A 25162-nucleotide genomic window follows, 5' to 3' on the forward strand; every position below is an offset into this window, starting at 1 on the left:
ACAAAAATGGACTATATCCGATTTTACAAGCGTTGTGCCATAAATAATAAAAATTGAGAATGAGGGGTTTAGCAAATTTCAGCTAAAATCTAAGTGTATAAATTTTATACAATTGTAAAAAGTTTATACTTTATATTTTAAAAAAAATCCCCAGAAATAAGGCTTTCTGGAGATTTTAAAAACGGAATTTACTTGATATTATTGTTTTTGTCTTTTAGAATTTTGCCATCTTTGGTAAATTCCAAATCAATGTCGTTTGTTAAATCGACGTCCAGATCTTTGTGTCCATAATCGATATGCGTAATTTTTTCATTCGGATAATGCTTCGAAACATACTCTTTAATGCTTGCCGGAATATAGTCTGTTGGAATCGGTTTTTTTTCGCCATCAACTTCACGATATGAGCCATCTTTCCAGAACTCAACTTCGGTTCCGTCTTTTAATATAACTTCATAGCCTTTTTCACCGTGTTCTGCGTCTTTTTTTGCAATATCTACCGTTGTATAACTAAAATGTTTTTGAAGAAATTCCTGTGCTGGCTTTGGCAATTCAGTAGTTTCAATTCTTTTTTGCGCGTTGGTTGATATTACAAAACCGAATAATAATACGACAATTATATGATGTGTTTTCATAATTTAACGTTTTTAAATTTTCATAACTAGCTAATTTACAACAACTAAAATTGGGTTCAAATTAATTTAAGAAACCTTTAATTATTTAGGAAATGCTTTTTTTAGTACATTTAAGTTTTAAAAATCAAACTAAATATGGAAGATTCAAACAAGCAATCGGATAATATTGTTCCAAAAGTTACAGGAGTTGGTGGCATTTTCTTTTTTACCGAAAATCCAAAAGAAACACGAGAATGGTACGCTAAAAATTTAGGACTAGAAGTCAATGATTGGGGATCAACGTTTGAATCCAGAAATATAGACAATCCAGATTTAAAAGAAGCGCTTCAATGGAGTCCGTTTAAAAAAAATGATGATTATTTTTCTCCTTCAAAAAAAGAGTTTATGGTCAATTACCGTGTACAAAATATTGAAGGATTGATAAATAAGCTGAAAGAAAACGGAGTGACAGTTTTGGACGATATTGCGACTTATGATTATGGCAGATTTGTTCATATTATGGATGCAGACGGCAATAAAATTGAACTTTGGGAACCGATTTAATGAAATAAAATACGGAACACAAAACTCCAGAATTATTTAATTCTGGAGTTTTGTGTTATTATTAAATAATCAATTAAGGAGTTTATTTAACAAACATGAGGCTCATTGTATTTAACAAAATAGATATTAAAACTGAAATTAATTTTTGATTACTATATTTGTATAGTAAATCTATCGGATTAAAGAAGAAAATAATGACCAACCAGATAAAGCAGGTTATCTCAATCTTAATTTTTATTGTTTCAGTTAATCAGATAATAGCCCAAGAAAAAGATAGTTTATCTCAGCAATTCTTGATGAATATTGAAATCAGACCTAGAGCTGAATATACTTCAAATTATATCCTTCCTCCTAACGATTCGATTGATCCTTACTTTTATATCACACAGAGAAATCGAATTTCTATGCAGTATGAAAGGAAAAAATGGTTTATCAAATCTGACTTACAAGAAATTCATCTTTGGGATGAGCATAATAAAGCATCCAAAGTCGGAAGCATTAATTTTTATCAGTTGTTTTTTGAAACCAAACTTAAATCGATAAACTTTAGGTTAGGAAGACAGAATGTCTTACTGGATAATGGCAGATTATTTTCTGATGCTCCGTGGGCCCAACAGGGACGAGCGCATGAAGGTATTCGTGTAATGAAATATTCAGAACATTTTTCGCATGATTTTTTCTTTTTATTTACTCGAAATTATAATAATAGTTTTGATGCCGCATATTCCCCGGTAGCATCTAATAAATACAAGTATATGCTGATTTATAATTTCAGTTATATCTCTAAAAAAGCGTTTTATTTTAATTCGATTAATACGGTTGATTTTCTTGAAGATTCAAATTCTAATGCTATTTATGCCCGAGCTACAACAGGTGGAAGAATCGAATTTAAAAAGAAACAATGGTATTACACTTTAAATAGTTATTTGCAGTTCGGACAAAATTCAAAAGGGCAACATCTATTTGCCTACTATTTTCAACCCGAAGTAAAATTGTCACTTCGAAAATCAAATTGGCGTTTGGGTGCTGAAATTATAAGTGGAAGCAATCCGAGCTTGTCTGCAAACAATTCTGAAAATTTTGATGTTTTATATGGTGTAACTTGGAAATTTAATGGTAATATGAATGTTTTTACGCGTTTTCCAGCTGATGTTGGCGGAAAAGGTTTAGTCAATCCCTACTTATTTGCCACGTTTCCAATAAACCCAAAATTATCGCTTCGTTCTGATTTTCATCTTTTCTATACACAATATCCTTTGCTGAATAATTTAAATCAAGAAATGTCAAAATTTTTAGGTTTCGAAAATGACATTTCATTAAAATATATTCCAATAAAACAAGTAGAGATTAATTGTGCCTTTTCATTTTATCAATCAACAAATTCAATGCAAAATCTTCCCAAGATTCAAGATGTAAATAAGCTCACATTATGGAGTTATGTAATGGTTTCTTATTCTTTTAATGCCTTAAATCAAAAAACAATCTTCGCTAAGTAAATTAAATTTATAAATTGTTTCAAAAAAGTTACAACAGCTTTTTTATATTCGAATAAATAATTTGAGAGGAAATACCTTTACAATATGGAAAATGCAGCTGTAAACAAAAAATCGTATAATAAAATAGTTGATGAATGGGTGAAAATCAGGAATAATTCGGCTATAAATAAACCGATTAAAGATTTTTTAGAACACATAGAACCCAACGGAACCATCCTAGATATTGGATGCGGAGCTGGGCTTCCGATAGCAAAATATTTTTCGGATAATAATCAGTCCGTAATTGGAATTGATTTCTCGGAGAATATGATTGAAATTGCAAAATCTCAGGAAATTCAAAATTCACAATTTTTTGTCTGCGATTTTTTCGACTTCAAATCAAATGAAAACTTCAACGGTATCATAGCTTGGGATTCACTTTTTCATTTTCCAAAAGAACGTCAAAAAGAGATTTATTCCAAAATTTATGATTTGCTATTACCAAACGGTTATTTTCTTTTTACTCATGGAAAAAAAGAAGACGAGCATACAGATAAAATGTTTGGAGAACCTTTCTATTACAGCTGTTTATCGAGAAAAGATGTTTTGATCTTAATGAAAGATTTAGGTTTTCGATTAGAATATGAAATCGAGAATTTCATCGAAGAAAATACGCAAAGAGACTGGGTTGTTTTGGTTCAGAAAAAATAATTTGTTTTCCAGCGTCAAATCAGTTTTATGAAAATCCCAATAATTCCGGCAATTAAAATAATATAGGGTTCTTGGATTTTTTTCAAATAAATCAAAGCCAAAATAGTTAGAATAGCAATAATTGCTGTAGGTACATCGATAATACTTCGTGAGGAAATAACAATTACAGACCCAACCAAAGCGCCAATTACAACAGCAGTAATTCCTTCTACAAAAGCTTTTACCGATTTATTATCGGCAATTTTCTTGAAATACGGTGCTAATATAATCGTAAACAAATAACATGGCAGAAAAGTAGCTAAAGCCGCTATCAATGCACCTGAAAAACCGTTAACTAAATAACCGATAAAACCTACAGTTATTACGACTGGTCCCGGAGTAATCATTGCTACGGCAACTGAATCCAGAAATTGTTGTTCAGTCAGCCAATGGTTTTCTGCTACAACACCAGAATGTAAAAAAGGAACAATGGCTAAACCACTTCCAAAAACAAATGCGCCTGCTTTAGCAAAAAATACAGCTAATTTAATGAGTATTGATTCTTCTGAGTTCCACAGAGTAAATTGAAATAAAATCAAAGAATTTGTTGTTCTGATATTCCACCATTTTGGAGGAGCTGTGAAAATCATATAAAAAAATCCAGCTAAAATAAATAGTAAAATTTGCTCCTTTTCGGTCACAAATGTTACGATTGCGGCTGAAATAAAAAACAACCAAAGCAGCCATTTCGATTTAAAAGATTCGATATTTAATTTTCCGATAGATTTCAAAGTCAATTTATAAGAACTGAGCGCAATAATACCTACAACTGAAGCGCCAACACCATAAAATACAGCCTGAATCCATGATAAACCACCGTATAATTTATAAACAATTCCTAGTAGGACAACCATTATAAATGAAGGCAAAATAAACGCAAAACCGGCCAATGTTGCTCCTAAAAAGCTGTAATGAACAAATCCTATATAAATTCCCAATTGCGCTGCGAGCGGCCCCGGAGCAAGCTGCGCCAAAGCTAATCCTTGTTTGTATTCTTCCTCAGTAATCCATTTTCGGTCTTCGACCAAATCTTTGTGCATATAGCCAACTAAGGCAACAGGACCGCCAAAACCTGTAGTTCCCAGTTTTAGAAAATAAAGTGTTAATTGCAACAAACTGTATTTTGATGTTTTTTCCATAATTAAAATGCAATTCCAAATTGAAATCCTACGGTGAAAGTTGCAGGATGGTCATTCCCGAATCGGACTGGCAATGGCACGGCGGCATAATAGCTACAGCTCTTGTTTTTAATTATAGTTTTATTGAAAACAGGCGTAAAACCATATCTTCCGCTTGTTTCAAAAGCCGCTCTTCCGGCAAAAGTGTAGCCTTTTCCTAATGCAACCAAAACTCCAGGATGAAATAATAAATTGGTTACTTTATCAGTTCCGTTATCGTCTTTTATATTTGGGACAAATTCAAGCGAAAAACCAATTTTTTCACTTTTCCAGATATTAATTCCGGTTGGAAAGCCTACCGCGTAATAATCTCTGAAATTTACAGTCGTTTCGTCTTTACTAAATGTAACTATTGGATGCATTATCCCAAAATATCCTGTTATTTTGGGATATGTTGTTTGAGATGAAACATTGATACTGAATAGTAATATTGCAAAAAGAAAGATTGATTTTGAGTACATTGGTTTTATTTTAGTTATAAAAACAAAATTAAAAGCCATATACAGTTTAAAATAGAATCTTATTTACCTTTTGTATCTGGATTACTTTTTGTACTTTTTTTTCGATAAGCTGATGGATTTTTGCCCGTATGTGCTTTGAAAATTCTGGTAAAATGACTTTGATCTGAGAATCCAGTCATATAGGCAATTTCGGTTAAGGAATGAGATGAATTTGAAATAAGGCTTATTGCTTTTTCTATTCGGAGCTTTCTAACATATTCTCCAAAATTCAAATCTTCAAAATGTTTCGAAAATTCTCGCGATAAATACGACGGATTTAGGTCTAATTCGTTAGAAATTTTCTTTAAGTCAAATGCAAATTGAGCATCAATCTGATCCTGAATTATTTCTTTTAAATCTTTGACCCAAGCTGGCGTTTTAGTTGAAGATTTTTTGTCTTTCAGAAATTTATTGTAAACTTCGTGAAGTAAATTTTCAAAAGGACTATTCTGTAAATGATTTTGTTTGTATAGATGAGTTGCCCAGCTGTACAAAGCATCGTAGAGAATCATTCCTGTTTCAAGCAATTTATAATCATCAGTAATATTATAAGAAAGCCCGGCTGAAATGGCCCAAAGTCCAGCTGATTCTTTTGCAATATCATGGCGATCTGTATCTGCTCCTCTTACAATACCAGCGATAATTGAAATTGCGGGATCATCAATTTCATATTTTTTAATGATATAATCAAAAGTGCTTTGATCTTCATAATGCGTAAATTCAACATCCGGAATATCAAACGGAATTGCATTAAGTTCTTTTGCTTTTTGCAAAACGATATTAAATGGCACATAAATGAATTCGGCTTCAGCGTCAACAAATTTACGAATTAGCCACGGGCATGCAATTCGGTCTATTTTTGGACGTTCTCTGGTAATCCATTTCATTTGATAAATATTAAGAATTTCGAATATTCAAATCTAATAAAATCATTTGGTTACAAATTATACAATTTCTTCTTTTTACGAATTAATTTGAAAGATAAAAAAAGAAAACTATGCCAAAGTAAATGAAAAATACCCAGATGGAAATGTTGTAATTGACTAAAGTACCTGCGATAATTTATAGCGGGAAATAAAAAAACTCCCTGATTTCTCAAGGAGTTTTTTTTAATGCTATTTCATTATCTAATCATTCTTATGAATGCGCTATAAACATCATCTTTAATTGAGGTTCGCATATACATCATGTTTTCATCTTGTTCCTTTAAATCGTATGAAATAAGGCCAGCATCGCAATAATAAAGTAGTAAATTGTCATCAACAGGAAACTCGATATTTGAAATGGGCATAGTTGTTAACTTCTTATCTAATACTATTTCGCCATTTTCTAAGAGTATTTGAAAAAGTTTCTTCTTTTGGGTATATCCCCACAAATTATCGTTTTCCTGAGTGATGTATTCGATATTGTCTTCTTTAAAATCAGTTTTCCATAACTGAGTTCCTGTTTTTGAATCAACAGCATATACAGAAGTAGCAGTTGAACCTTGCGCCGCAAAATAAACTTTTTTGTCCTTGCAAAATATACGATTCCTGATATTATTCTGATTTTCATCAAATTTAAATTCCCATAAAATTTCAGCTTTATTTGGGCTTAAAGCAAAAAGTGTATTTTTTTCATTTGCAACAAATACATTTTCGCCATCAGTAACAGGTTTTCCGGTTATAGCTTCATCAAATGTTTTTTGATAAATGATTTTTCCCGTGTTGGCATCAAAACAATAAAATGTTGATCCGCTTTGCGTATAAACTTTATTGTCAAAACTAAGGACCGGAGTATGATTCTGTAAGGCATCTAGTTTGTAACTCCAGGCCAAACTTCCGTTTTTTATATCAAGAGCATAAATACTGCTGTTTTGGTTTTGAGTAGTAATATATAGTTTTCCATTACTTATAGTTGGTGTCTGATCTTTTAATACAATTTGGTCAGTGATATTACCTATTCTTGATTTCCAGAAAAGATCTCCTGTTTGGTTGTCAATCGCAAAAATTTCACCATTTATAAAAGGAACATACACAATGCCATCCTGAAGTGTTATAGCGTTTGCGCACATTTCAGTGTGCGAATCAGTAGCTTTTTTAGTCCAAACGATCGTTTCTGATTCTAAATCAAATGAAAAAAGAGTACCATCATAATCATAAAGCAAGATTGAAGCTTCGTCTAATGGGACTTTCTTAAGCGGATTTATGATTTTATTAGTAACCGGATCCATCGAAGTTGAAACATTATTAGCATCAGTAGCAGGTTTTGTAACGGTAGGCACTTGTCCAAACATGCTTACTGCAGTAAACAAGAATATAAACGTTATTATTTTTTGTTTCATTTTTAAAGTTTTATTTGATAATTTGATTTGGGACTAAATTATATGAAGTAAAAATTAATTTATAAACAATACAAACAAATAGTATTTATGCCAAATATAGTAAAAACTATAAAAGTACAGTTTTAGTATTTTTTTACGGCTAATAATGTATTATAAATTTCTATTTTTAATATTCGAAAAAGAACAAAAAAAGCACTGAAAATGATTAGTTTTCAGTGCTTTTTCAATTTTTATAATTACTTATTTTATTTCAATTGAGTAGTATTTACTCTTGTTGGTGTATCTTTTCCACTAATAATCGAAGAAGAACTTAATGCAATTGATTTTATTATTTGAGTCATGTTATCAATATCTAAAGTTTCAAATTCATCATCAGCTGTATGATATGTTAGCTCATTATCCATTTTTGAAGTAGAAATGGTATGAGCGGGAACTCCAAGTCTTGCCAACGTAGCGTTATCTGAGCGGTAAAATAATTGTTGATCTGGATAAGGATCTGCATAAAATGTAAAACTTGTTCCCGTTAAATTAGTTTGTAAAATCTGTCCCATATTGGACTTTTCAAAACCTGTAATATAAGCAGAGTTTTTACCCCATTTAGATTCTGTTCCTATCATTTCAATATTGAACATCGCAATCACTTTTTCTGGCTCAAGCTGTTTAGAAAAATATTTGGCGCCATAACCACCTATTTCTTCAGCGACAAATGTGGTAAAAATAATAGTACGCTCGTTATTATTTTGTTTTTTAAAATATTTCGCAAGCATAATTACGGCTGTTGTTCCAGCGGCGTCATCATTAGCACCATTATAAATAGAATCTGTTGCAGGATGTGGAGCACCTTCTTCGGGAGAACCTACTCCTAAATGATCATAATGACCAGAAAAAATTACATACTCATTTGGTTTAGTTTTTCCGGGTAATACTCCAACAACATTATTCAATGTTTTTTTGGAGATTGTATTCGTTAATTCAACAGAAAAAGTGGTCGCTTCTACCGTACCAAAAACAAACATAATCGTATTGTTTCCAGGATTAGCAGTTACTCGATCAATATGTTGAATATTCGGTAAAACATTTTCAAATGAAGGATCAACTAGTACCAAAAGGTTTTTCGGACTTTTATAATATTCATTAAATTTCTGGCCAATGTTATCGCCTTTATTGATTTTTACAATAGAAATATCGCTTTTTTCAGTTAAAGAAACTTGCGGAAGGTAGGAGAATGTTACAATTTGATTATTATTTATTTCTTTGCCATCAATAGTAATTTTTGAAGAAACTGATTTAGAGGCAGTCATAGAAAATTCTTGTCTGTAATTCGGTGCTGAATTGAAAGTTTGCAAACCAATTTTTTTAAACTCTGATTCTATAAAGGCCGATGCTTTTTCAATACCGGGAGTAAAAGTTCTCCTACCCTGCATATCATCAGCCGAAAGTATTTTCTCTATACGAGATACTTCCTTGTTTGTAATAATTTTATCAATCGATTGTCCATGTACATTAAAACATTGACTTAGAACAAAAATACTTACAATAATTTTTTTCATATTTTACTTTTATAAATAATATTTTGGTTAAACCAAAAGTAAGTTAATTATTTGCAAAATTAGCGTTGGTAAAAGTTTTTAATCGAAAAAAATGAGGTTTTTTGACTTTTAGAATATACTACTTTCCAATCTTTTACTTTTCCAGTGAATCCTTTGTTTTTTTGATTTTGACTAATTAGTATACGAACCATTTTGAAGAATCTAAAGAAAATTTCGATAGGTGGAAATGGATGATGAAAATCATTTTTATTTTAAATAGTTAACAATTTATTAGCAATAACATTTTCTATATTAGTCCGAAGAAAAAACAAATTATTGCATGAAGCCTACTTAAATATGTTGTATTCATATCATTTTATAGCTCTTATAAACCAATTCTAAAACATTAAAAACAATCAAATATGCGAAAATTTATTTCAGCAATTACTTTTTTTACATTATTTCAAACCTATTCCCAAGATGATAAAGCTTTAAGTTGGATTAACGAAAATGCAATCAAAATTGAAGATGCAAATCCAAATACGAATCTTACGATATTTAGTAATAATGTACCTCAAAAGTTTGCCGATGCAAAAGTTTTCGGATTTGGAGAAACTACTCACCAAGGAAAAGAATTTTTCGACATAAAAGCTAAATTCTTTAAATATTTGGTAGAAACCCAAAATATCAAAGTGTTTATTATGGAGGATTCATATACCTCTGAAGCTGCAATAAATGAATGGATTAGTGGTGGAAAGGGAAACGCAGCAACTATTGCCTACAATTTTAGCATCGGATTTTGGAATTGCAAAGAAGTGGTCAATCTTTTGGAATGGATGAGAAATTACAACCTTGACAAAAGCAAGGATGACCAAATTCGCTTTTATGGTATGGACATTCAAAACGTTAAAAAAATAAATCAGGAAATACGAAGTTTAGCAACAAAATATAATATTCCTGTGAGTGAAGAACTTCTTTTAGTAGTTGATAGTTGTGCAGAAAAAAAAGTTGATTACACTGGTAAAACTGATTGGGCTGATATTCAAACTCCAAAGCTAAATGAAGTTGAAAGTATTTTACTGGATTTTAGAAAAAAAATTGAACCCGAGAATGTCGATGAATTCAATTCAGCAATTAGAGCTTTAAATTATTTATCACAATATACTTACTACGTTCAAAATCCCTTAAGTAAAGTTAGAGATTTAAAAATGTTTGAAAATGCTAAATGGATAGTAGAAAATAAATCAAAAAATGGGAAAGCGTTTATTTGGGCTCACAATGCGCATATTGACTATAAAGGATTTGATAATCCTGGTAGAAAAAACAGCGTTGATAATTTAGGAAAACATTTAAAAGAATATTATAAAAACGATTATTATAGTGTTGGATTTGATTTTGGTATAGGTACGCAAGCGGGTTATTTTTCTGATAAAGATGAAAAACCAAGATGGAGAAAAGTTGAATTCAATAAGCCATTTGCTAAAACTTATGCCGAAACGTTTTTTGAAGCTAAGGACGAAATTTACTTTATTGATATGTCTACAGCACTAAATAGCAGTTCCTCAGATTTCTTCCAAAAGAAATCAAAACAAATATTTGCAGGTGGTGGAGGTTTCGATCCTGAAAAAAATCATTTGTATCAAAAAAAGCTTTCAGAAATGTTTGATGGATTAATCTTTGTAAAAAGTATTTCACTTCCGACTAATAATTTGATTGCGGAATAAACATAAAAAAAACTCCTTAATTTCTTAAGGAGTTTTTTGGTGGTCCTTACGAGCCTGTTTACGAACCATTTTTTGCAGGATTTGAAGAATCTAGCAATCAAAAGGAATACATCATTAGTTATATAAATTCCATAATTTCGGATAAGTTGTTGGTAATTCCTCCTCTTTCCAATCAACACCTTTTGTTGGTGGCGCTCCAAAATCATAATCTAAGCCTTTTTTGATTGCAACAATCCTTGGGAAACTTTCATCTTCTTCTTTTTTACCTGTTTTGATTTTATATGCATTTGTTGCAACATACATTAATCCTTCAAAAAATGATTCTTCATCTTGATTGATATTTTCCGATAAAAAATCGGGGTTTTTCACAGTTCCTGCATAAATCTTTTGTCCTTTTCCAATTAGCCAACAACGAAAATAGAGGTAGCTGTCATCAGATACATAGTCTACAATAATTTTTTGCGCTGCCACAATTTTAAAATCATCTGCTTGAATAATTAATTGCCTGAAAATCATTTCAAATTCAATAATTTGTTCAGGGGTATAGGTTGATAATTTTTCAATAATAATTTTTTCTTGTTCTAATTTATCGTTATTGGATTTTGCAATTGAATATTCTATTATTTTCCAAAATTCAGCCTTATCCATTTTGTTGCTTTTTATAAATTCTTTTACTTCAGTACTAGATATCTTTTTTGAATTATTTTTTTTTGAATGCCCGCAGGATATAATTGTCAATATTAAAAACAGTATAAGTTTATATTTTTTCATTCTTTTTTTATCAAATTTATTAAACGAAAGCTTATTTAAAATGCAAATGTTTCTGACTTATATTCAAGATATAAATTTTTAATATTCGAAAGTATGAACATAAAAAAAAACTCCTTAATTTCTTAAGGAGTTTCTTTGTGGGCGATGAGGGGTTCGAACCCCCGACCCCCTCGGTGTAAACGAGGTGCTCTGAACCAGCTGAGCTAATCGCCCTATTTTATTAGGTTGCTATCATTTCGTGATTGCGAGTGCAAATATACAGCTAGATTTTGTATTTGCAAGCGTTTTCTAGAAAAAAATGAAAAATAATTTCAACAAAACATTTAGAAAGCTATTTTTCAGTGATTTAAAAAGCTAAAAAAATCTTCATTTTCTTAAATTTAGTTAAAAACAGAAAACACAAACTCTAAATCATAATATTCTTTTGTATTCACTTGCTATAATCATACATTTGCATATCTTAATAGTATATTCAAATGGCTAGATTTCAAGAAAACGATTTACCGAAAGCTAAATTAGACTCTAATTCCCTTCAAAAAGCACTCCGGATTTTTAAATATGCCAAGAATCACAAATGGAAATTTTTCCTTGGCTTGATTTTCCTTTTATTAACCAGCGCCACTGCCCTTGCCTTTCCTAAATTAATGGGAATGCTGGTTGACTGTATTACAAACAAAGATCTTGATAAAGCAAACGAAATTGCCATTGCATTAATGGGAATTTTGACATTGCAGGCGATTTTTTCTTTTTTCAGAATTTCGCTGTTTGTCAATTTTACTGAAAATTCATTATCGAACATTCGTTTTGCTTTGTATGAAAATCTGGTAAAACTACCAATGTCTTTCTACTCACAAAAACGTGTAGGTGAACTTAACAGTAGAATCAGTGCCGATATTTCGCAATTACAAGATACTTTCACGACAACAATCGCCGAATTCCTGCGTCAATTCATCTTAATTATTGGTGGATTTGTGATTCTAGGAAGCATAAGTCCAAAATTGACTTTAATGATGTTGGCTATTGTTCCTGTTGTTGCCGTTGCAGCCGTAATATTTGGAAGATTTATTCGTAAATACGGAAAAAAAACACAAGATAAAGTAGCCGAAAGCCAAGTAATTGTGGAAGAAACATTACAAGGAATTAGCAATGTAAAAGCCTTTGCAAACGAATGGTACGAAATTCAGCGTTATAAAAACAAAATAAAAGAGATCGTAAAAATTGCTATCAAAGGCGGTCAATATAGAGGTTATTTTGCTTCGTTTATTATTTTATGTCTTTTCGGATGTGTTGTTGCTGTAGTTTGGTACGGAATTACACTAACTATTAAAGGTGAAGTCGAAGGTGTTGGAGACTTGATTTCGTTTGTTCTTTACACCACTTTTATCGGAGCTTCTTTTGGTGGAATTGCCGAAATGTATGCACAAATCCAAAAAGCTGTTGGAGCAACAGAACGTGTTTTTGAATTATTAGAAGAAACTCCTGAGGCAATCAATGCAAATCCGAAAGCACAATCAATCGAGAAAATAAAAGGAAATGTTACTTTCAAAAATGTTGCCTTTCATTATCCATCCCGAAAAGAAGTTCAGGTTTTGAAAGACGTAAATTTCTCAGCTGAATTTGGTCAAAAAATCGCAATTGTTGGACCAAGTGGCGCGGGAAAATCTACTATTTCTTCTTTATTATTGCGTTTTTATGATATTACAGGCGGAGAAATTTTAGTTGATGGAAAAAATATCCACGATTATGATTTAGAAAACCTTCGAGGCAATATGAGTATTGTGCCACAAGATGTTATTCTATTTGGAGGAACAATCAGAGAGAATATCGCATATGGAAAACCAGATGCTTCTGAAGATGAAATTATAGCCGCCGCAAAACAAGCAAATGCATTTAATTTTATAGAAGGTTTTCCAGAAAAATTTGAAACCTTAGTTGGAGAGCGCGGAGTTAAATTATCTGGCGGGCAACGTCAGCGTATTGCAATTGCCAGAGCTTTACTTAAAAATCCGAGTATATTAATTTTGGACGAAGCAACATCATCATTAGATAGTGAAAGCGAAAAACTTGTTCAGGAAGCTTTAGAAGTCTTAATGGAAGGAAGAACCAGCATCATAATAGCCCATAGACTTTCAACTATTAGAAATGCAGATAAAATTCTTGTTTTGGATAACGGAAAAATTTCGGAAGAAGGAACACACCAGGAATTGATAAACCTTGAAAATGGAATTTATAAAAATCTGAGTAATCTTCAGTTTAGTAATTCATAAAAGGAATTTCAAATGATAAAACAAACCCGATAGGCTTTTAAACCTGTTGGGTTTGTTTTTTATTATAAACATGTTAAACCGGACTGAAGTCCGGCCCTACAATATAAATAGAGCCAAAGACTCTTTTGCAGTTCCAAAGGAACAAATAATATTGTAGGGCTGGACTTTAGTGCAGTTTAGACAGAGAATATTTAAGAAAATCATTTTTTAGAAAAGACAAAAAAAGCTCCAATCGTAAATTGGAGCTTTTTTTAATATCTGTAAAACTGATACAGAAAACAGAAAATTAAAATTATTTCCCTTTTCTTCTGTTTCTTTCTGCTTTAATCATTGATAATTCACGGCTTGTTTGTCCTGCTACAGAAGTATTTTCTTCTGCACGACGAATCAAGTACGGCATAACATCTTTTACGGGTCCAAATGGCAAATATTTCGCAACATTATATCCGTTTTCAGCTAAATTATAGCTAATGTTATCGCTCATTCCATATAATTGTCCAAACCAAATTCTGTTGTCGTTTTTAGCAATCCCTTTTTGAGCCATCATTTCCATTAATTTGTATGAACTCAATTCATTGTGCGTTCCCGCAAAAATTGCCATAGTATCTAAATGTTCCAACATATATTGAACAGCTGCATCATAATTTACATCAGTAGCTTCTTTAGAAACACAAATTGGAGAAACATATCCTTTTTCCTCAGCTCTTTTGTGTTCTTTTTCCATATAAGCACCACGAACCAGTTTCATTCCAATATAAAAACCTTCTGTTTTTGCTACATCATGCAATTTTTTCAAATAATCCAAACGATCCCAACGGTACATTTGTAATGTATTAAATACAATTGCTTTTTCCTTATTATATTTACGCATCATATCTGTCACTAAATCATCAGCAGCATCTTGCATCCAGCTTTCTTCACCATCAATCAATAATGCTACATCCTTTTTGTGCGCTTCACTACAAATTTTATCAAAACGAGCCACTACTCTATCCCATTCTGCCTGCTCTGCAGGAGACAAAGTTTGTTTTTCTCCTAATTTCTCATACAATTCAAAACGACCTAAACCTGTTGGTTTAAAAACAGCAAATGGAATAGCAAGACGTTCTTTAGCAAACTCAACTGTTCTTAAGGTCATTTCTAAAGCGGCATCAAACTGCTCCTCTTCTTCTTTTCCTTCAACAGAATAATCAAGTACAGACGATACACCTTTTGTAAACATTTTATCTACTACACTAAGACAATCATTTTCATTTACACCACCACAAAAGTGATCAAAAACAGTTGCTCTAATTAATCCTTCTACAGGAAGATGCGCTTTAATTGCAAAATTTGTTACAGCTGTTCCAATTCTTACAAGCGGTTCACTGTCAATCATTTTAAAAAGAAAGTAAGCTCTATCAAGTTCTGTATCACTCTTTAGCGAAAATGCAACTTGAGTGTTATCGAATATTTTTTCCATTAAGTTTAGTTTTTATGCAAAGATATAGAGTGTTTTGAATATTCTTTACGAAATCGTGTGAAATTTTTCTAAATCATCAATATAGAAAAAACGAATATTAAATTATGAAGTAAAATTTTACTACTTCTTTTAGATTCTGCTTAAAATCCACAAATTAGGAATGTCGCGCAATTTAGAATGATTTATTTTAAAACAAATTAGAGATAAAGTTTGAATATTATTTAGCTTAAAATGCCTTATTTTTGCGCTTTCAAATAACCAAAGAAATTATGAAATCTATACAAGCGAATAACTATCTAGTGCATTTCAACCAAAATGCATACGAAGCCTTAAATAAACACTTAAAGGAAAATAAATATTCAAATATCTTCATAATCGTTGATGATCAGACAAATGAACACTGTCTTCCTAAATTTATTCCAATGTTGGAAACAGATTTAGCAATTGAGATTATTGAATTTGAAGCAGGAGAAGCCAATAAAAATATTGAAACCTGTATTGAAATATGGAATATTTTAACAGAACTTGGAGCTGATAGAAAATCGCTTGTGATTAATGTTGGTGGTGGTGTCGTAACTGATTTGGGCGGATTTGTTGCTTCTACGTTTAAAAGAGGAGTTAATTTTATAAATGTTCCAACTACTTTATTATCGATGGTTGATGCTTCTGTTGGTGGAAAAACAGGTGTTGATTTGGGGAATCTTAAAAATCAGATAGGTGTAATTAACGTTCCGCAGATGGTACTTATCGATACCGAATATTTAGAAACTTTGCCGCAAAGCGAAATGCGTTCTGGTTTAGCTGAAATGTTAAAGCACGGTTTAATTTATGATGCGCCATATTGGAGGCAATTCTCAGATTTAAAATCGATCGTTTTTGATGAACTAGATCAATTAATTTATCGCTCAGTTGAGATTAAGAATGAAATTGTTGTTCAGGATCCCACAGAGAAAAATATTCGTAAAGCCTTAAATTTTGGCCATACTTTGGGCCATGCGATTGAAGGGTATTTTTTAGAAAGCGACGAAAAAACTACTTTATTACACGGAGAAGCAATTGCTGTAGGGATGATTTTAGAAAGTTATATTTCGCTAAAGAAAAGTTTAATTTCTGAAGAAGAATATCGAGAAATTAAAACCGTAATAAAAGGAATTTATGATGACATTATTTTTAATGAAGACGACATCGATCCAATACTTGAATTGCTAATTCATGACAAAAAAAATGAATATGGTTTAATTCAATTTGCGTTAATTGAAGGAATCGGAAAGATAAAAATTAACCAATCAGTTGAAAATAAATTAATTCTAGAAGCGTTTCAAGATTATAAATCTTAAATATTTTTTAATCAAAAGCATTGCTTTAGGTATATATTATTTTTTACATTTGCCTCGATGAAAACAAACAGAAAACAAAGACATTTCAGCTCTTACCGAAATAGACTCAACAGTTCTTTATTGAGAATGCTGAACCGCTTTTATAATAGTAAAAGTCCGTTTTGTTTTGATGTTTTCTTATGTTCAAAAGCTGAGCACGAAAAGCTGCCGATTATTTTTGCCAATATTAGAGTTTGAATTTTAAATTTAGCGCCGTTTTTACTAAATTTAAATACAAATTAAAATATTGAAAATTAAATGAATACAAAATATTCTGATCTAATAAACCAAACATACTATTTCCCACAAGAGGAATTTAAACTAAACAAGGACAACCTTCAGTTTCATAATATCGATTTAATGAAATTGGTTGAACAATATGGTACACCTTTGAAGTTTACTTATTTGCCTCAAATTTCTGAAAACATAAACAAGGCAAAGTCTTGGTTCAGAAAAGCAATGGAAAAAAATAAATACGAAGCAAAATATTACTATTGCTATTGTACAAAAAGTTCTCATTTTGAATATATTATGAATGAGGCTTTTAAGAATAACATTCATATTGAAACTTCTTCAGCATTTGACGTTAACATCGTTGAGAATTTGTTGGAAAATGGAAAAATCAACAAAAGTACTTACGTCATCTGCAATGGTTTTAAAAGAGATGAATACATTACCAACATTGCACGATTAATTAATAACGGACATAAAAATACTATTCCGATTATTGACAATTACGAAGAACTTGATTTGCTTCAGGGCGAAATTAAAGGAAAATTTAAAATTGGAATCCGTATTGCTGCTGAGGAAGAGCCTAAATTTGAGTTTTATACTTCAAGATTAGGTATTGGTTATAAAAATATTGTCTCGTTTTATAAAAAACAAATTCAGGAAAATGACAAATTAGAGCTTAAAATGCTTCACTTTTTCATTAATACTGGAATAAATGATACATCATATTACTGGAATGAGCTTGTAAAATGTATTAAAGTGTACATTGCTCTTAAAAAGGAATGCCCTACTCTGGATGGTTTGAACATTGGAGGTGGTTTCCCGATTAAAAATTCGCTTGCTTTTGAATATGATTATCAATATATGATTGATGAAATTATCAATCAAATTAAAATTGCTTGTGAGGAAGCTGAAGTAGATGTTCCAAATATTTTTACAGAATTTGGTTCGTTTACAGTTGGTGAAAGCGGCGGTGCAATCTATCAGATTTTGTATCAAAAACAACAAAATGATAGAGAAAAATGGAATATGATCGATTCATCATTCATTACAACTTTGCCAGATACTTGGGCAATAAATAAACGTTTTATTATGCTGGCAATCAATCGCTGGAATGATACTTACGAACGGGTTTTATTAGGTGGTTTGACTTGTGATAGTGACGATTATTACAACTCAGAACAAAATATGAACGCTATTTATTTGCCTAAATACAACAAAGAAAAGCCATTGTATATTGGTTTCTTTAATACAGGTGCGTATCAGGAAACAATTGGAGGTTACGGAGGCTTACACCACTGTTTGATTCCACAACCAAAACATATTTTGATTGATCGTGATGAAAACGGAATTCTGGCAACAGAAGTTTTCTCAGAACAACAAACTTCTGATGATGTATTGAAGATTTTAGGATACAAGAAAAAAATGTAAAAAAATAATTGCAAATTAAATGTTAATATTTGAAAAATGATTAATTTGCATACAGCAGAAAGAGGTTAAAATCTTTAATTCAAAAAAAACAAAAAAAAAAAGAGGAAATGAAAGGACCAATCAGTCAGTTTATTGAAAAACATTATTTACACTTTAATTCTGCTTCTCTTGTAGATGCAGCTAAAGAATACGAACAACAATTAGCTAATGGTGCTAAAATGCTTGTAAGTATGGCTGGAGCTATGAGTACAGCAGAAATTGGTAAAATTTTCGCTGAAATAATTAGACAAGATAAAGTACAAATTATTTCATGTACTGGAGCCAATCTAGAAGAGGACATCATGAATTTAGTAGCTCATTCTCATTACGAAAGAGTTCCTAACTATCGTGACTTGACACCAGAAGACGAATGGGCATTGCTTGAAAGAGGATTAAACCGTGTTACAGATACTTGTATCCCAGAACATGAAGCTTTCAGACGTTTGCAAAAGCACATCTACAAAATTTGGAAAGATGCAGATGATAAAGGTGAGCGTTATTTCCCACATGAATTCATGTACAAAATGTTGTTGTCAGGTGTTCTTGAAGAATATTATGAAATCGATTTGAAAGATAGCTGGATGTATGCAGCAGCTGAAAAAAATCTTCCAATCATCGTTCCAGGATGGGAAGACAGTACAATGGGTAATATTTTTGCTTCATATGTAATTAAAGGTGAATTAAAAGCGTCAACAATGAAATCTGGAATTGAGTACATGACTTTCTTAGCTGATTGGTACTCAAAAAATAGCAGTAATGGTATCGGATTCTTCCAAATTGGCGGTGGTATCGCTGGTGACTTCCCTATTTGTGTTGTGCCAATGTTATACCAAGATATGGAAATGCATGATGTTCCGTTCTGGAGTTATTTCTGCCAAATTTCTGATTCAACAACTAGTTATGGTTCATATTCTGGAGCAGTTCCAAATGAGAAAATTACTTGGGGTAAATTAGACATCAAAACCCCTAAATTTATTATCGAATCGGATGCTACAATTGTTGCTCCGTTAATTTTTGCATATTTATTAGATTTATAGGATATTTTATGAAAAGAGTTATAGTAGACTACGCCAAACTGACAAATGAAATTTTAAACCTTTTGGTTGAAAAATTTCCTGATGGTTATGATGATTCGGATGTTATCCGTTTTAGAAACGCTAAAAACGAATTAGTAGAAGCTGTTGAAGTTCGTACCGAAGACACTATTTATTTAGTAAAAATCAGTACAAAACTTGCAGACAGAATTGAAAATTACGACGAAGATGACGATATAGATCTAGATGTTGATACAATCGAGCCAGTAAAAGGGCTTGATCTTGATGATGATGCAGCTGATGATGACGATGATGATGATAACCAAGACAAACCAGATACTGATGGTGGTGATGATGAGGACGACGATGAAGATAAAGATGATATCGCAGACGACGACGATGAAGATGACGAAGATTAATCTATATCTTTTAAAATAAATTTAAGGAACTCAGATTTGAGTTCCTTTTTTTATTACTCTGAATAAACTTTTCTTTGAATAATAATTTTAAAAAACAATCAAAATTAGAAAGAAAATTCTTTAATTTTATTATTTAAAATATAATTGCAATATGACTAACGAATTACTACACGCCAAACTAAAAGAAAACTTTGGATTTGAAAAATTTCGTCCAAATCAGGAAACTATAATTAATACTGTACTTTCTGGTCAGGATACACTTGCAATTATGCCAACCGGTGGTGGAAAATCAATATGTTTTCAATTACCAGCTCTCATTTTACCAGGGATTACAATTGTAATTTCTCCTTTAATTGCTTTGATGAAAGACCAAGTTGATAGTTTAAAAACAAACGGAATTTCTGCTTGTTATATCAATAGTAGTCAATCTTCTCAGGAACAGCAATTCTATATAGATAATTTAAAATCAAATACCTTTAAACTTGTTTATATTGCTCCGGAAAGCTTGTCTTATCTAGATGTTATTTTTAATGAATTGACAATCAGTTTGATTGCAATTGATGAAGCACACTGTATTTCTTCATGGGGACATGACTTTAGACCTGCTTATACAAATTTGGGTTACTTAAAAAACCGCTTCCCTTCTACTCCAATTCTCGCTTTAACTGCGACTGCGGATAAAGCAACTCGTACTGATATTACAAAACAGCTGAATTTAAAAAATCCTAAAACATTTGTTGCTTCATTTGATAGGAAAAACCTAAGTCTTGAAGTGCGACCAGCTTTAGATCGCGTAAAACAGATTATTGATTTTGTAGAAAATAAACCAAATGAAGCTGGAATTATTTATTGTTTAAGCCGAAAAACAACAGAGGAGCTTGCTGAAAAACTAGTCAAAAACGGAATTACTGCAAAAGCATATCATGCAGGTTTGGATAATGTAACACGAGCAAAAACTCAAGACGAATTTATAAACGATGATTGTCAGGTGGTTTGCGCTACTATCGCATTCGGAATGGGAATTGATAAATCAAATGTTCGCTGGGTGATTCATTATAATCTTCCAAAGAATATTGAAGGTTATTATCAGGAAATTGGCCGAGCAGGTCGTGACGGTTTACCTGCTGAAACTGTAATGTTTGAAAGTTATGCTGATGTGATTCAGCTTCAAAAATTTGCATCTGAAGGATTGAATTCTGATATCCAGCTTGCAAAACTAGATCGTATGAAGCAGTATGCAGACGCCGTAAGTTGTCGTAGAAAAATTTTGCTTTCTTATTTTGGTGAATTAGTAACTGAAAATTGCGGAAACTGTGATATTTGCAAAAATCCGCCAACTTTTTTCGATGGGACGATTCTCGCGCAAAAAGCATTGTCAGCAATTACACGTTTAAAGGAATCTGAACCATTAGCTGTAATTGTTGATTTTTTAAGAGGCTCGAGAAACGCGTATATCTACGAAAAAAATTATCAAACGCTAAAAACGTACGGAATTGGCGTTGATATATCTTGGTACGATTGGAATCAATATTTAATTCAATTGATAAATTTAGGTTATTGCGAAATTGCATTTCATCAACACAATAAAATTCTTCTTACTCCTTTTGCTAAAAAAGTTTTATTTGATCGTGAAAAAGTAAAACTCACAACTGTTGTCAAAAAAGTAATTGACAAAAATGAAATAAAACAAGAGAAAGCAAAAGCGGTTAAAAATTCTCTTTTTGAAACACTTCGAAAACTACGTTATGAAATTGCTAAAGAAGAAGAAGTTCCTGCTTATGTAATATTTAGCGATGCAGCTTTAAAACAAATGGAAATTTTACGACCAATGAGCGAAGATGAATTTCTTACTGTTGAAGGAGTTGGGAAAGTTAAATTAGAAAAATATGGCTCAGAATTTATTAATGCGATAATTCAGTTTCAAAAAAATAAGTCGGTTGTAAAAAAAGAAAAAAAAGACAGTACTTATAAAAAAACTTTAGAATTATTTGAAAGCGGCATTTCTGTTGCGGAAATCGCAAAAAGAAGAAATATCAGCCAAACGACTGTAATTTCACATTTGGCTAAATTATATATTGACGGTCATAATTTAAATCTTAGCCAATTTGTTTCTGATGAAGAAATTTCAAAAATTGAAAAAGCTCAAATTGAATTAGAAAAACCAACTGCACTAAAACAGTACTTCGATTATTTTGAAGAAAAAATGTCTTATGATAAAATTCGCTTTGGTTTAGCATTCGTAGAAAGAAAAAATCAAACGCAACAAGTTTAAATAAAAAATCCTGTGAAAATTTTCTTCACAGGATTAAATTTTATAACGTTTATATCTTTTACAAATATCTTTCTTCAAAAACTTTTTGATGGTGCTTTTGATGTCCGATTATCACAAAACCTAAAGCACGAACTGAAATATGAATATTTGAAGCTGTTCCAATTCTCTTAAGTTGTTCTTCAGTTAAACTTTTGTAAAACAATAAATTTGAATGTCTTAAGGCTGAAAGTTCAGTCAATAAATCCTGAATGCTTCGTGCGTTCGAATTAGTATTCTCAGCATAATCGTTTTCTTCAAAACTTGGCAAAGATGTTTTGTCATTTCTTGAAAAACGCAATGCTCGATAAGCAAAAATACGCTCACAATCTATAATATGCTGAATAATATCTTTGATTGTCCACTTTCCTTCAGCATATCGATAGTCAAATTTATCCATCGGGATGTTTTGTACAAATCGGATGAAATCATGCAAAGAAATTTCCAATTCTTCAATCAAATTTACATTTCCAGCTTCACGAATATAAGTAGCAAATCCGCCCGAATATTCATTGTCTAATAATTGGTCTGCATTCATCTTTTTAATCTTTACGCTGAGTTTCTACTTGCATTTGTATTTCCGAAAAGTGATCGGGTAACTATTTTTTCATAAACTTTAATCAAATCCTCATTACCTTCTTCTTTGTTCAATTCATTAATTCTTAACAATGCATATTGTTGTATTGTCAACAATGGCAATACAATACGCTCTCTTACCTGAATTGAAGCTATACCATCAGGGTAATTTTCCATTAATGTTTTATGACCAGCAATTTTCAATAAAAGACGCTTTGTTTCTGAAAACTCATCGTAAATAATTTGCCAAAACTCACCAAATTCCGGATCTTTTCGCATATATGCTGTCAATGGTAAAAATGATTTTGCCAAGGACATCATACTATTTTCAAGCAAAGTTTTAAAGAATAACGAATTATGATATAGATCGCTTACTTTTTCCCATTGTCCAGATTCTTCAAAGTGTTTCAATGCTGATCCAACTCCAAAAAATCCAGGAACATTTTGTTTTAATTGACTCCAGGAACCTACAAATGGAATCGCTCTTAAATCAGCAAAATCTAATGATTCAGATTTACTTCTTTTTGATGGACGGCTTCCAATATTAGTTTTTGAGTAATATTTCAACGTACTCATTTTTTCCAAATATGGAATAAATTTCGGGTGATTTTTAAAACTTAAATATTTTTCATATCCTAAAGTCGCTAATTGTGTTAAAATTTGCGTTTCTTCTGGACTTAGTTCATTTTCTTCTTTTTTGAATACCTGATTGGTAACTCCGGCAGTCAATAAATTTTCAATATTATATCGACAAGAATCCAAAGTTCCAAAATTAGAGCTAATCGTCTGACCTTGAACAGTAATCTGGATTTCGTTATTTTCAATTTTTGGTCCTAATGATGCATAGAATTTATGTGTTTTTCCACCACCACGCGCAGGTGGTCCGCCACGTCCATCAAAGAAAATAGCTTTGATTCCGTATTTTCTTGAAATTTCAGTCAACGAAATTTTTGCCTGATAGATACTCCAGTTGGCCATCAAATAACCACCATCTTTAGTTCCATCCGAAAAACCAAGCATAATAGTCTGCTTATTTCCTCTTGCCTGCAAATGTTTAGAATATTCCGGATTTGTATATAATTGTTCCATTATTGAATGTGCATTCTGCAAATCATCAACCGACTCGAAAAGTGGTATAATATCAACTGATGGATTTTCCCAATTATTTAAACGAATCATAGCAAAAGTTTCCATTACGTTCAACGCACTTTCGTTGTTGCTGATAATGTAACGATTAGCTCCTTCTTCTCCGTTATTTTGTTGAATCGTTTTGATTGCCTGAACAGATTCTAATGTTGATCTTGTAATTTCATCCTCGAAATCACTCGGATTCAAATTACCTTTTACTTTTGATAAAACATTGATTTTTTGATCTTCATTCAATTCGTAGTAATTTTTCGGAAAAATATCAGAACCAGAATTCAAGTAATAATTTACTACATCCTTGAAAACAGCGTTGTGAATTTTACTATTCTGACGAATATCTAAAGTAGCAAAATGAAATCCGAATAAATTTATTTTTACTAACAGCGCTTCTAATTCATCTAAATATAATGACTGATGTTTCTCAATGATAATAGTTCTGATTTTATTTAGTTGTGCCAATAATTCATCTAATGTGATAAAGATTTCACCTTTAGAATAAAACACAGAACGATAAAGTTTATGTTCAAGTTCAGCTACTAAAGTATCTACTCCTGAGAAAGTTAACTTTCTTTTTAAGTTTCTCATTTCAACATAATAACACTTTAAGATAGAAGTGCGCAAACGGTCAGCAACTTTTAAAGTGATATCTGTTGTTACAAAAGGATTTCCGTCACGATCACCTCCAGGCCAGAACCCAAGTTTGATTAGTTGATTTTGAATCGCGTTTCCGCCAAGGATATTTTTTTGCAAATAATGAACAATTTCTCCAGAAGTTGCATAAAAAACATTCTCCAGATACCAGATCAAACTTACAGCTTCATCATAAGGATTTGGTTTTACATTTTGAATAAATGGTGTTTTACCCAATTGCGCCAATAATTGTTTGATTTGCAATAAATCATTTTGACGAATAGCTTCAGTCAAATCGTTTATAATCCCTAATACAGGACCAGGGTAAAACTGAGTTGGATGCGCTGTCAAAACAGTACGCACATTGAAGTTTTCTAAAAATTCAATTAATTCACCGTCTTTTTCTTTTGCATCCGTTTTTTCTTTAATATCACGAAGAGAACCACGTCCTTCCATATTATTAACTTCAGGAAAAGCAGCGTCCTCAATGGCATCAAATAATACAATTTGGCGCTCTATATATTGAATAAATCGAAACATTAAATCGATTTTTTCAGTTTCAGATGCATTATTAAGAAATTTATTTGAGAAAAAATCAAAAATTTCTTTAGGTGTCTCTTGTTTTTTAAATCCTGTTTCGCAAGTTTCTGTAAATAATGGCAGCAAAACCCCTGTATTATCAATAGAATCAAACGGTAATGTTATAAAAACACTATTATAAATGTAGTATTTAGAGAGAACGTCCTGATTAAAACGTTCAATTTTTGGTAACGTGTACATAATTGTGTTGTGTAGTTGGTTGGTTAATAGGTCATAAA

At 31.5% G+C, this 25162-nt stretch carries 20 protein-coding genes and 1 tRNA gene; 10 read left to right on the plus strand and 11 right to left on the minus strand.

What is annotated here, in order from left to right; all coding sequences use genetic code 11:
- Positions 1-188: 188 nt before the first annotated feature.
- Complete coding sequence (locus ACWA1B_RS14090; RefSeq protein ID WP_456907914.1) at positions 189-632, minus strand: PepSY-like domain-containing protein; 444 nt, start codon at positions 630-632, stop codon at positions 189-191.
- Positions 633-767: 135 nt separating this feature from the next.
- Here ACWA1B_RS14090 and ACWA1B_RS14095 point away from each other — a divergent pair, with 135 nt between their 5' ends.
- The 3 genes from ACWA1B_RS14095 to ACWA1B_RS14105 all read left to right on the plus strand — a co-directional run bounded on the left by ACWA1B_RS14095 (position 768) and on the right by ACWA1B_RS14105 (position 3361).
- A complete protein-coding gene (locus ACWA1B_RS14095) occupies positions 768-1175 on the plus strand; it encodes a VOC family protein (RefSeq protein ID WP_035643743.1) in 408 nt (135 codons plus the stop codon).
- A gap of 194 nt (positions 1176-1369) precedes the next feature.
- The gene (locus tag ACWA1B_RS14100; protein ID WP_456907917.1) at positions 1370-2671 is read left to right on the plus strand and encodes a hypothetical protein; all 1302 of its coding nucleotides are present in this window, start codon (positions 1370-1372) and stop codon (positions 2669-2671) included.
- A gap of 84 nt (positions 2672-2755) precedes the next feature.
- Positions 2756-3361 carry a class I SAM-dependent DNA methyltransferase gene (locus ACWA1B_RS14105; RefSeq protein WP_456907919.1) on the plus strand — a complete coding sequence of 202 codons (606 nt, stop codon included), beginning with the start codon at positions 2756-2758 and terminating at the stop codon, positions 3359-3361.
- Between the two features lie 14 nt (positions 3362-3375).
- Here the strand turns inward: ACWA1B_RS14105 and ACWA1B_RS14110 are convergent, their stop codons facing one another.
- The 5 genes from ACWA1B_RS14110 to ACWA1B_RS14130 all read right to left on the minus strand — a co-directional run bounded on the left by ACWA1B_RS14110 (position 3376) and on the right by ACWA1B_RS14130 (position 8951).
- Positions 3376-4539 (minus strand): chromate transporter, encoded by a 1164-nt coding sequence (locus ACWA1B_RS14110; RefSeq protein ID WP_456907921.1) that lies wholly within the window; start codon positions 4537-4539, stop codon positions 3376-3378.
- 2 nt (positions 4540-4541) lie between these two features.
- Positions 4542-5039: a hypothetical protein gene (locus tag ACWA1B_RS14115; RefSeq protein WP_142448776.1), complete on the minus strand. Its 498-nt coding sequence runs from the start codon at positions 5037-5039 to the stop codon at positions 4542-4544.
- Between the two features lie 59 nt (positions 5040-5098).
- On the minus strand, positions 5099-5965 hold the full coding sequence (locus ACWA1B_RS14120) for a chromate resistance protein ChrB domain-containing protein (protein ID WP_456907923.1): 867 nt from the start codon (positions 5963-5965) through the stop codon (positions 5099-5101).
- Positions 5966-6201: 236 nt separating this feature from the next.
- Complete coding sequence (locus tag ACWA1B_RS14125) at positions 6202-7401, minus strand: outer membrane protein assembly factor BamB family protein (protein ID WP_456907925.1); 1200 nt, start codon at positions 7399-7401, stop codon at positions 6202-6204.
- Between the two features lie 245 nt (positions 7402-7646).
- Positions 7647-8951, minus strand: coding sequence for a M20/M25/M40 family metallo-hydrolase (locus tag ACWA1B_RS14130; protein WP_456907927.1), 1305 nt, complete (start codon positions 8949-8951; stop codon positions 7647-7649).
- 401 nt (positions 8952-9352) lie between these two features.
- Between ACWA1B_RS14130 and ACWA1B_RS14135 the strand changes: the two genes are divergently transcribed.
- On the plus strand, positions 9353-10654 hold the full coding sequence (locus ACWA1B_RS14135; RefSeq protein WP_456907929.1) for an erythromycin esterase family protein: 1302 nt from the start codon (positions 9353-9355) through the stop codon (positions 10652-10654).
- 114 nt (positions 10655-10768) lie between these two features.
- Here ACWA1B_RS14135 and ACWA1B_RS14140 read toward each other — a convergent pair whose 3' ends face one another.
- Positions 10769-11425 carry a DUF4240 domain-containing protein gene (locus ACWA1B_RS14140; protein ID WP_456907931.1) on the minus strand — a complete coding sequence of 219 codons (657 nt, stop codon included), beginning with the start codon at positions 11423-11425 and terminating at the stop codon, positions 10769-10771.
- Positions 11426-11563: 138 nt separating this feature from the next.
- Positions 11564-11638: transfer RNA gene (locus tag ACWA1B_RS14145), tRNA-Val, on the minus strand.
- Between the two features lie 263 nt (positions 11639-11901).
- Between ACWA1B_RS14145 and ACWA1B_RS14150 the strand changes: the two genes are divergently transcribed.
- Complete coding sequence (locus tag ACWA1B_RS14150) at positions 11902-13692, plus strand: ABC transporter ATP-binding protein (protein WP_456907933.1); 1791 nt, start codon at positions 11902-11904, stop codon at positions 13690-13692.
- Positions 13693-13984: 292 nt separating this feature from the next.
- On the opposite strand, the gene ACWA1B_RS14155 is transcribed toward ACWA1B_RS14150, so the two are convergent.
- Complete coding sequence (locus ACWA1B_RS14155) at positions 13985-15154, minus strand: proline dehydrogenase family protein (protein ID WP_456907935.1); 1170 nt, start codon at positions 15152-15154, stop codon at positions 13985-13987.
- 269 nt (positions 15155-15423) lie between these two features.
- Here ACWA1B_RS14155 and aroB point away from each other — a divergent pair, with 269 nt between their 5' ends.
- The 5 genes from aroB (at position 15424) to recQ (ending at position 21956) form a co-directional block, all read left to right on the plus strand.
- On the plus strand, positions 15424-16491 hold the full coding sequence (gene aroB / locus ACWA1B_RS14160; protein WP_456907937.1) for a 3-dehydroquinate synthase: 1068 nt from the start codon (positions 15424-15426) through the stop codon (positions 16489-16491).
- Positions 16492-16788: 297 nt separating this feature from the next.
- Positions 16789-18192: a type III PLP-dependent enzyme domain-containing protein gene (locus tag ACWA1B_RS14165; protein ID WP_026728689.1), complete on the plus strand. Its 1404-nt coding sequence runs from the start codon at positions 16789-16791 to the stop codon at positions 18190-18192.
- A gap of 107 nt (positions 18193-18299) precedes the next feature.
- Positions 18300-19268: a deoxyhypusine synthase family protein gene (locus ACWA1B_RS14170; protein WP_035643712.1), complete on the plus strand. Its 969-nt coding sequence runs from the start codon at positions 18300-18302 to the stop codon at positions 19266-19268.
- An 8-nt stretch (positions 19269-19276) separates the two neighbouring features.
- A complete protein-coding gene (locus ACWA1B_RS14175; RefSeq protein WP_456907940.1) occupies positions 19277-19684 on the plus strand; it encodes a DNA primase in 408 nt (135 codons plus the stop codon).
- 151 nt (positions 19685-19835) lie between these two features.
- Positions 19836-21956: a DNA helicase RecQ gene (gene recQ / locus ACWA1B_RS14180; protein WP_456907942.1), complete on the plus strand. Its 2121-nt coding sequence runs from the start codon at positions 19836-19838 to the stop codon at positions 21954-21956.
- A gap of 58 nt (positions 21957-22014) precedes the next feature.
- Here the strand turns inward: recQ and ACWA1B_RS14185 are convergent, their stop codons facing one another.
- Positions 22015-22530 (minus strand): DinB family protein, encoded by a 516-nt coding sequence (locus tag ACWA1B_RS14185; RefSeq protein ID WP_456907944.1) that lies wholly within the window; start codon positions 22528-22530, stop codon positions 22015-22017.
- Between the two features lie 11 nt (positions 22531-22541).
- The gene (locus ACWA1B_RS14190) at positions 22542-25124 is read right to left on the minus strand and encodes a phosphoenolpyruvate carboxylase (protein WP_456907946.1); all 2583 of its coding nucleotides are present in this window, start codon (positions 25122-25124) and stop codon (positions 22542-22544) included.
- Positions 25125-25162: the final 38 nt, after the last annotated feature.

The organism is Flavobacterium xizangense, assembly GCF_054075145.1.

What these genes read in the sequence shown, in the direction of transcription:
- ACWA1B_RS14090 (WP_456907914.1), bottom strand. Translation starts at nt 632, where the DNA reads ATGAAAACACATCATATAATTGTCGTATTATTATTCGGTTTTGTAATA.
- ACWA1B_RS14095 (WP_035643743.1), top strand. Translation starts at nt 768, where the DNA reads ATGGAAGATTCAAACAAGCAATCGGATAATATTGTTCCAAAAGTTACA.
- ACWA1B_RS14100 (WP_456907917.1), top strand. Translation starts at nt 1,370, where the DNA reads ATGACCAACCAGATAAAGCAGGTTATCTCAATCTTAATTTTTATTGTT.
- ACWA1B_RS14105 (WP_456907919.1), top strand. Translation starts at nt 2,756, where the DNA reads ATGGAAAATGCAGCTGTAAACAAAAAATCGTATAATAAAATAGTTGAT.
- ACWA1B_RS14110 (WP_456907921.1), bottom strand. Translation starts at nt 4,539, where the DNA reads ATGGAAAAAACATCAAAATACAGTTTGTTGCAATTAACACTTTATTTT.
- ACWA1B_RS14115 (WP_142448776.1), bottom strand. Translation starts at nt 5,039, where the DNA reads ATGTACTCAAAATCAATCTTTCTTTTTGCAATATTACTATTCAGTATC.
- ACWA1B_RS14120 (WP_456907923.1), bottom strand. Translation starts at nt 5,965, where the DNA reads ATGAAATGGATTACCAGAGAACGTCCAAAAATAGACCGAATTGCATGC.
- ACWA1B_RS14125 (WP_456907925.1), bottom strand. Translation starts at nt 7,401, where the DNA reads ATGAAACAAAAAATAATAACGTTTATATTCTTGTTTACTGCAGTAAGC.
- ACWA1B_RS14130 (WP_456907927.1), bottom strand. Translation starts at nt 8,951, where the DNA reads ATGAAAAAAATTATTGTAAGTATTTTTGTTCTAAGTCAATGTTTTAAT.
- ACWA1B_RS14135 (WP_456907929.1), top strand. Translation starts at nt 9,353, where the DNA reads ATGCGAAAATTTATTTCAGCAATTACTTTTTTTACATTATTTCAAACC.
- ACWA1B_RS14140 (WP_456907931.1), bottom strand. Translation starts at nt 11,425, where the DNA reads ATGAAAAAATATAAACTTATACTGTTTTTAATATTGACAATTATATCC.
- ACWA1B_RS14150 (WP_456907933.1), top strand. Translation starts at nt 11,902, where the DNA reads ATGGCTAGATTTCAAGAAAACGATTTACCGAAAGCTAAATTAGACTCT.
- ACWA1B_RS14155 (WP_456907935.1), bottom strand. Translation starts at nt 15,154, where the DNA reads ATGGAAAAAATATTCGATAACACTCAAGTTGCATTTTCGCTAAAGAGT.
- aroB (WP_456907937.1), top strand. Translation starts at nt 15,424, where the DNA reads ATGAAATCTATACAAGCGAATAACTATCTAGTGCATTTCAACCAAAAT.
- ACWA1B_RS14165 (WP_026728689.1), top strand. Translation starts at nt 16,789, where the DNA reads ATGAATACAAAATATTCTGATCTAATAAACCAAACATACTATTTCCCA.
- ACWA1B_RS14170 (WP_035643712.1), top strand. Translation starts at nt 18,300, where the DNA reads ATGAAAGGACCAATCAGTCAGTTTATTGAAAAACATTATTTACACTTT.
- ACWA1B_RS14175 (WP_456907940.1), top strand. Translation starts at nt 19,277, where the DNA reads ATGAAAAGAGTTATAGTAGACTACGCCAAACTGACAAATGAAATTTTA.
- recQ (WP_456907942.1), top strand. Translation starts at nt 19,836, where the DNA reads ATGACTAACGAATTACTACACGCCAAACTAAAAGAAAACTTTGGATTT.
- ACWA1B_RS14185 (WP_456907944.1), bottom strand. Translation starts at nt 22,530, where the DNA reads ATGAATGCAGACCAATTATTAGACAATGAATATTCGGGCGGATTTGCT.
- ACWA1B_RS14190 (WP_456907946.1), bottom strand. Translation starts at nt 25,124, where the DNA reads ATGTACACGTTACCAAAAATTGAACGTTTTAATCAGGACGTTCTCTCT.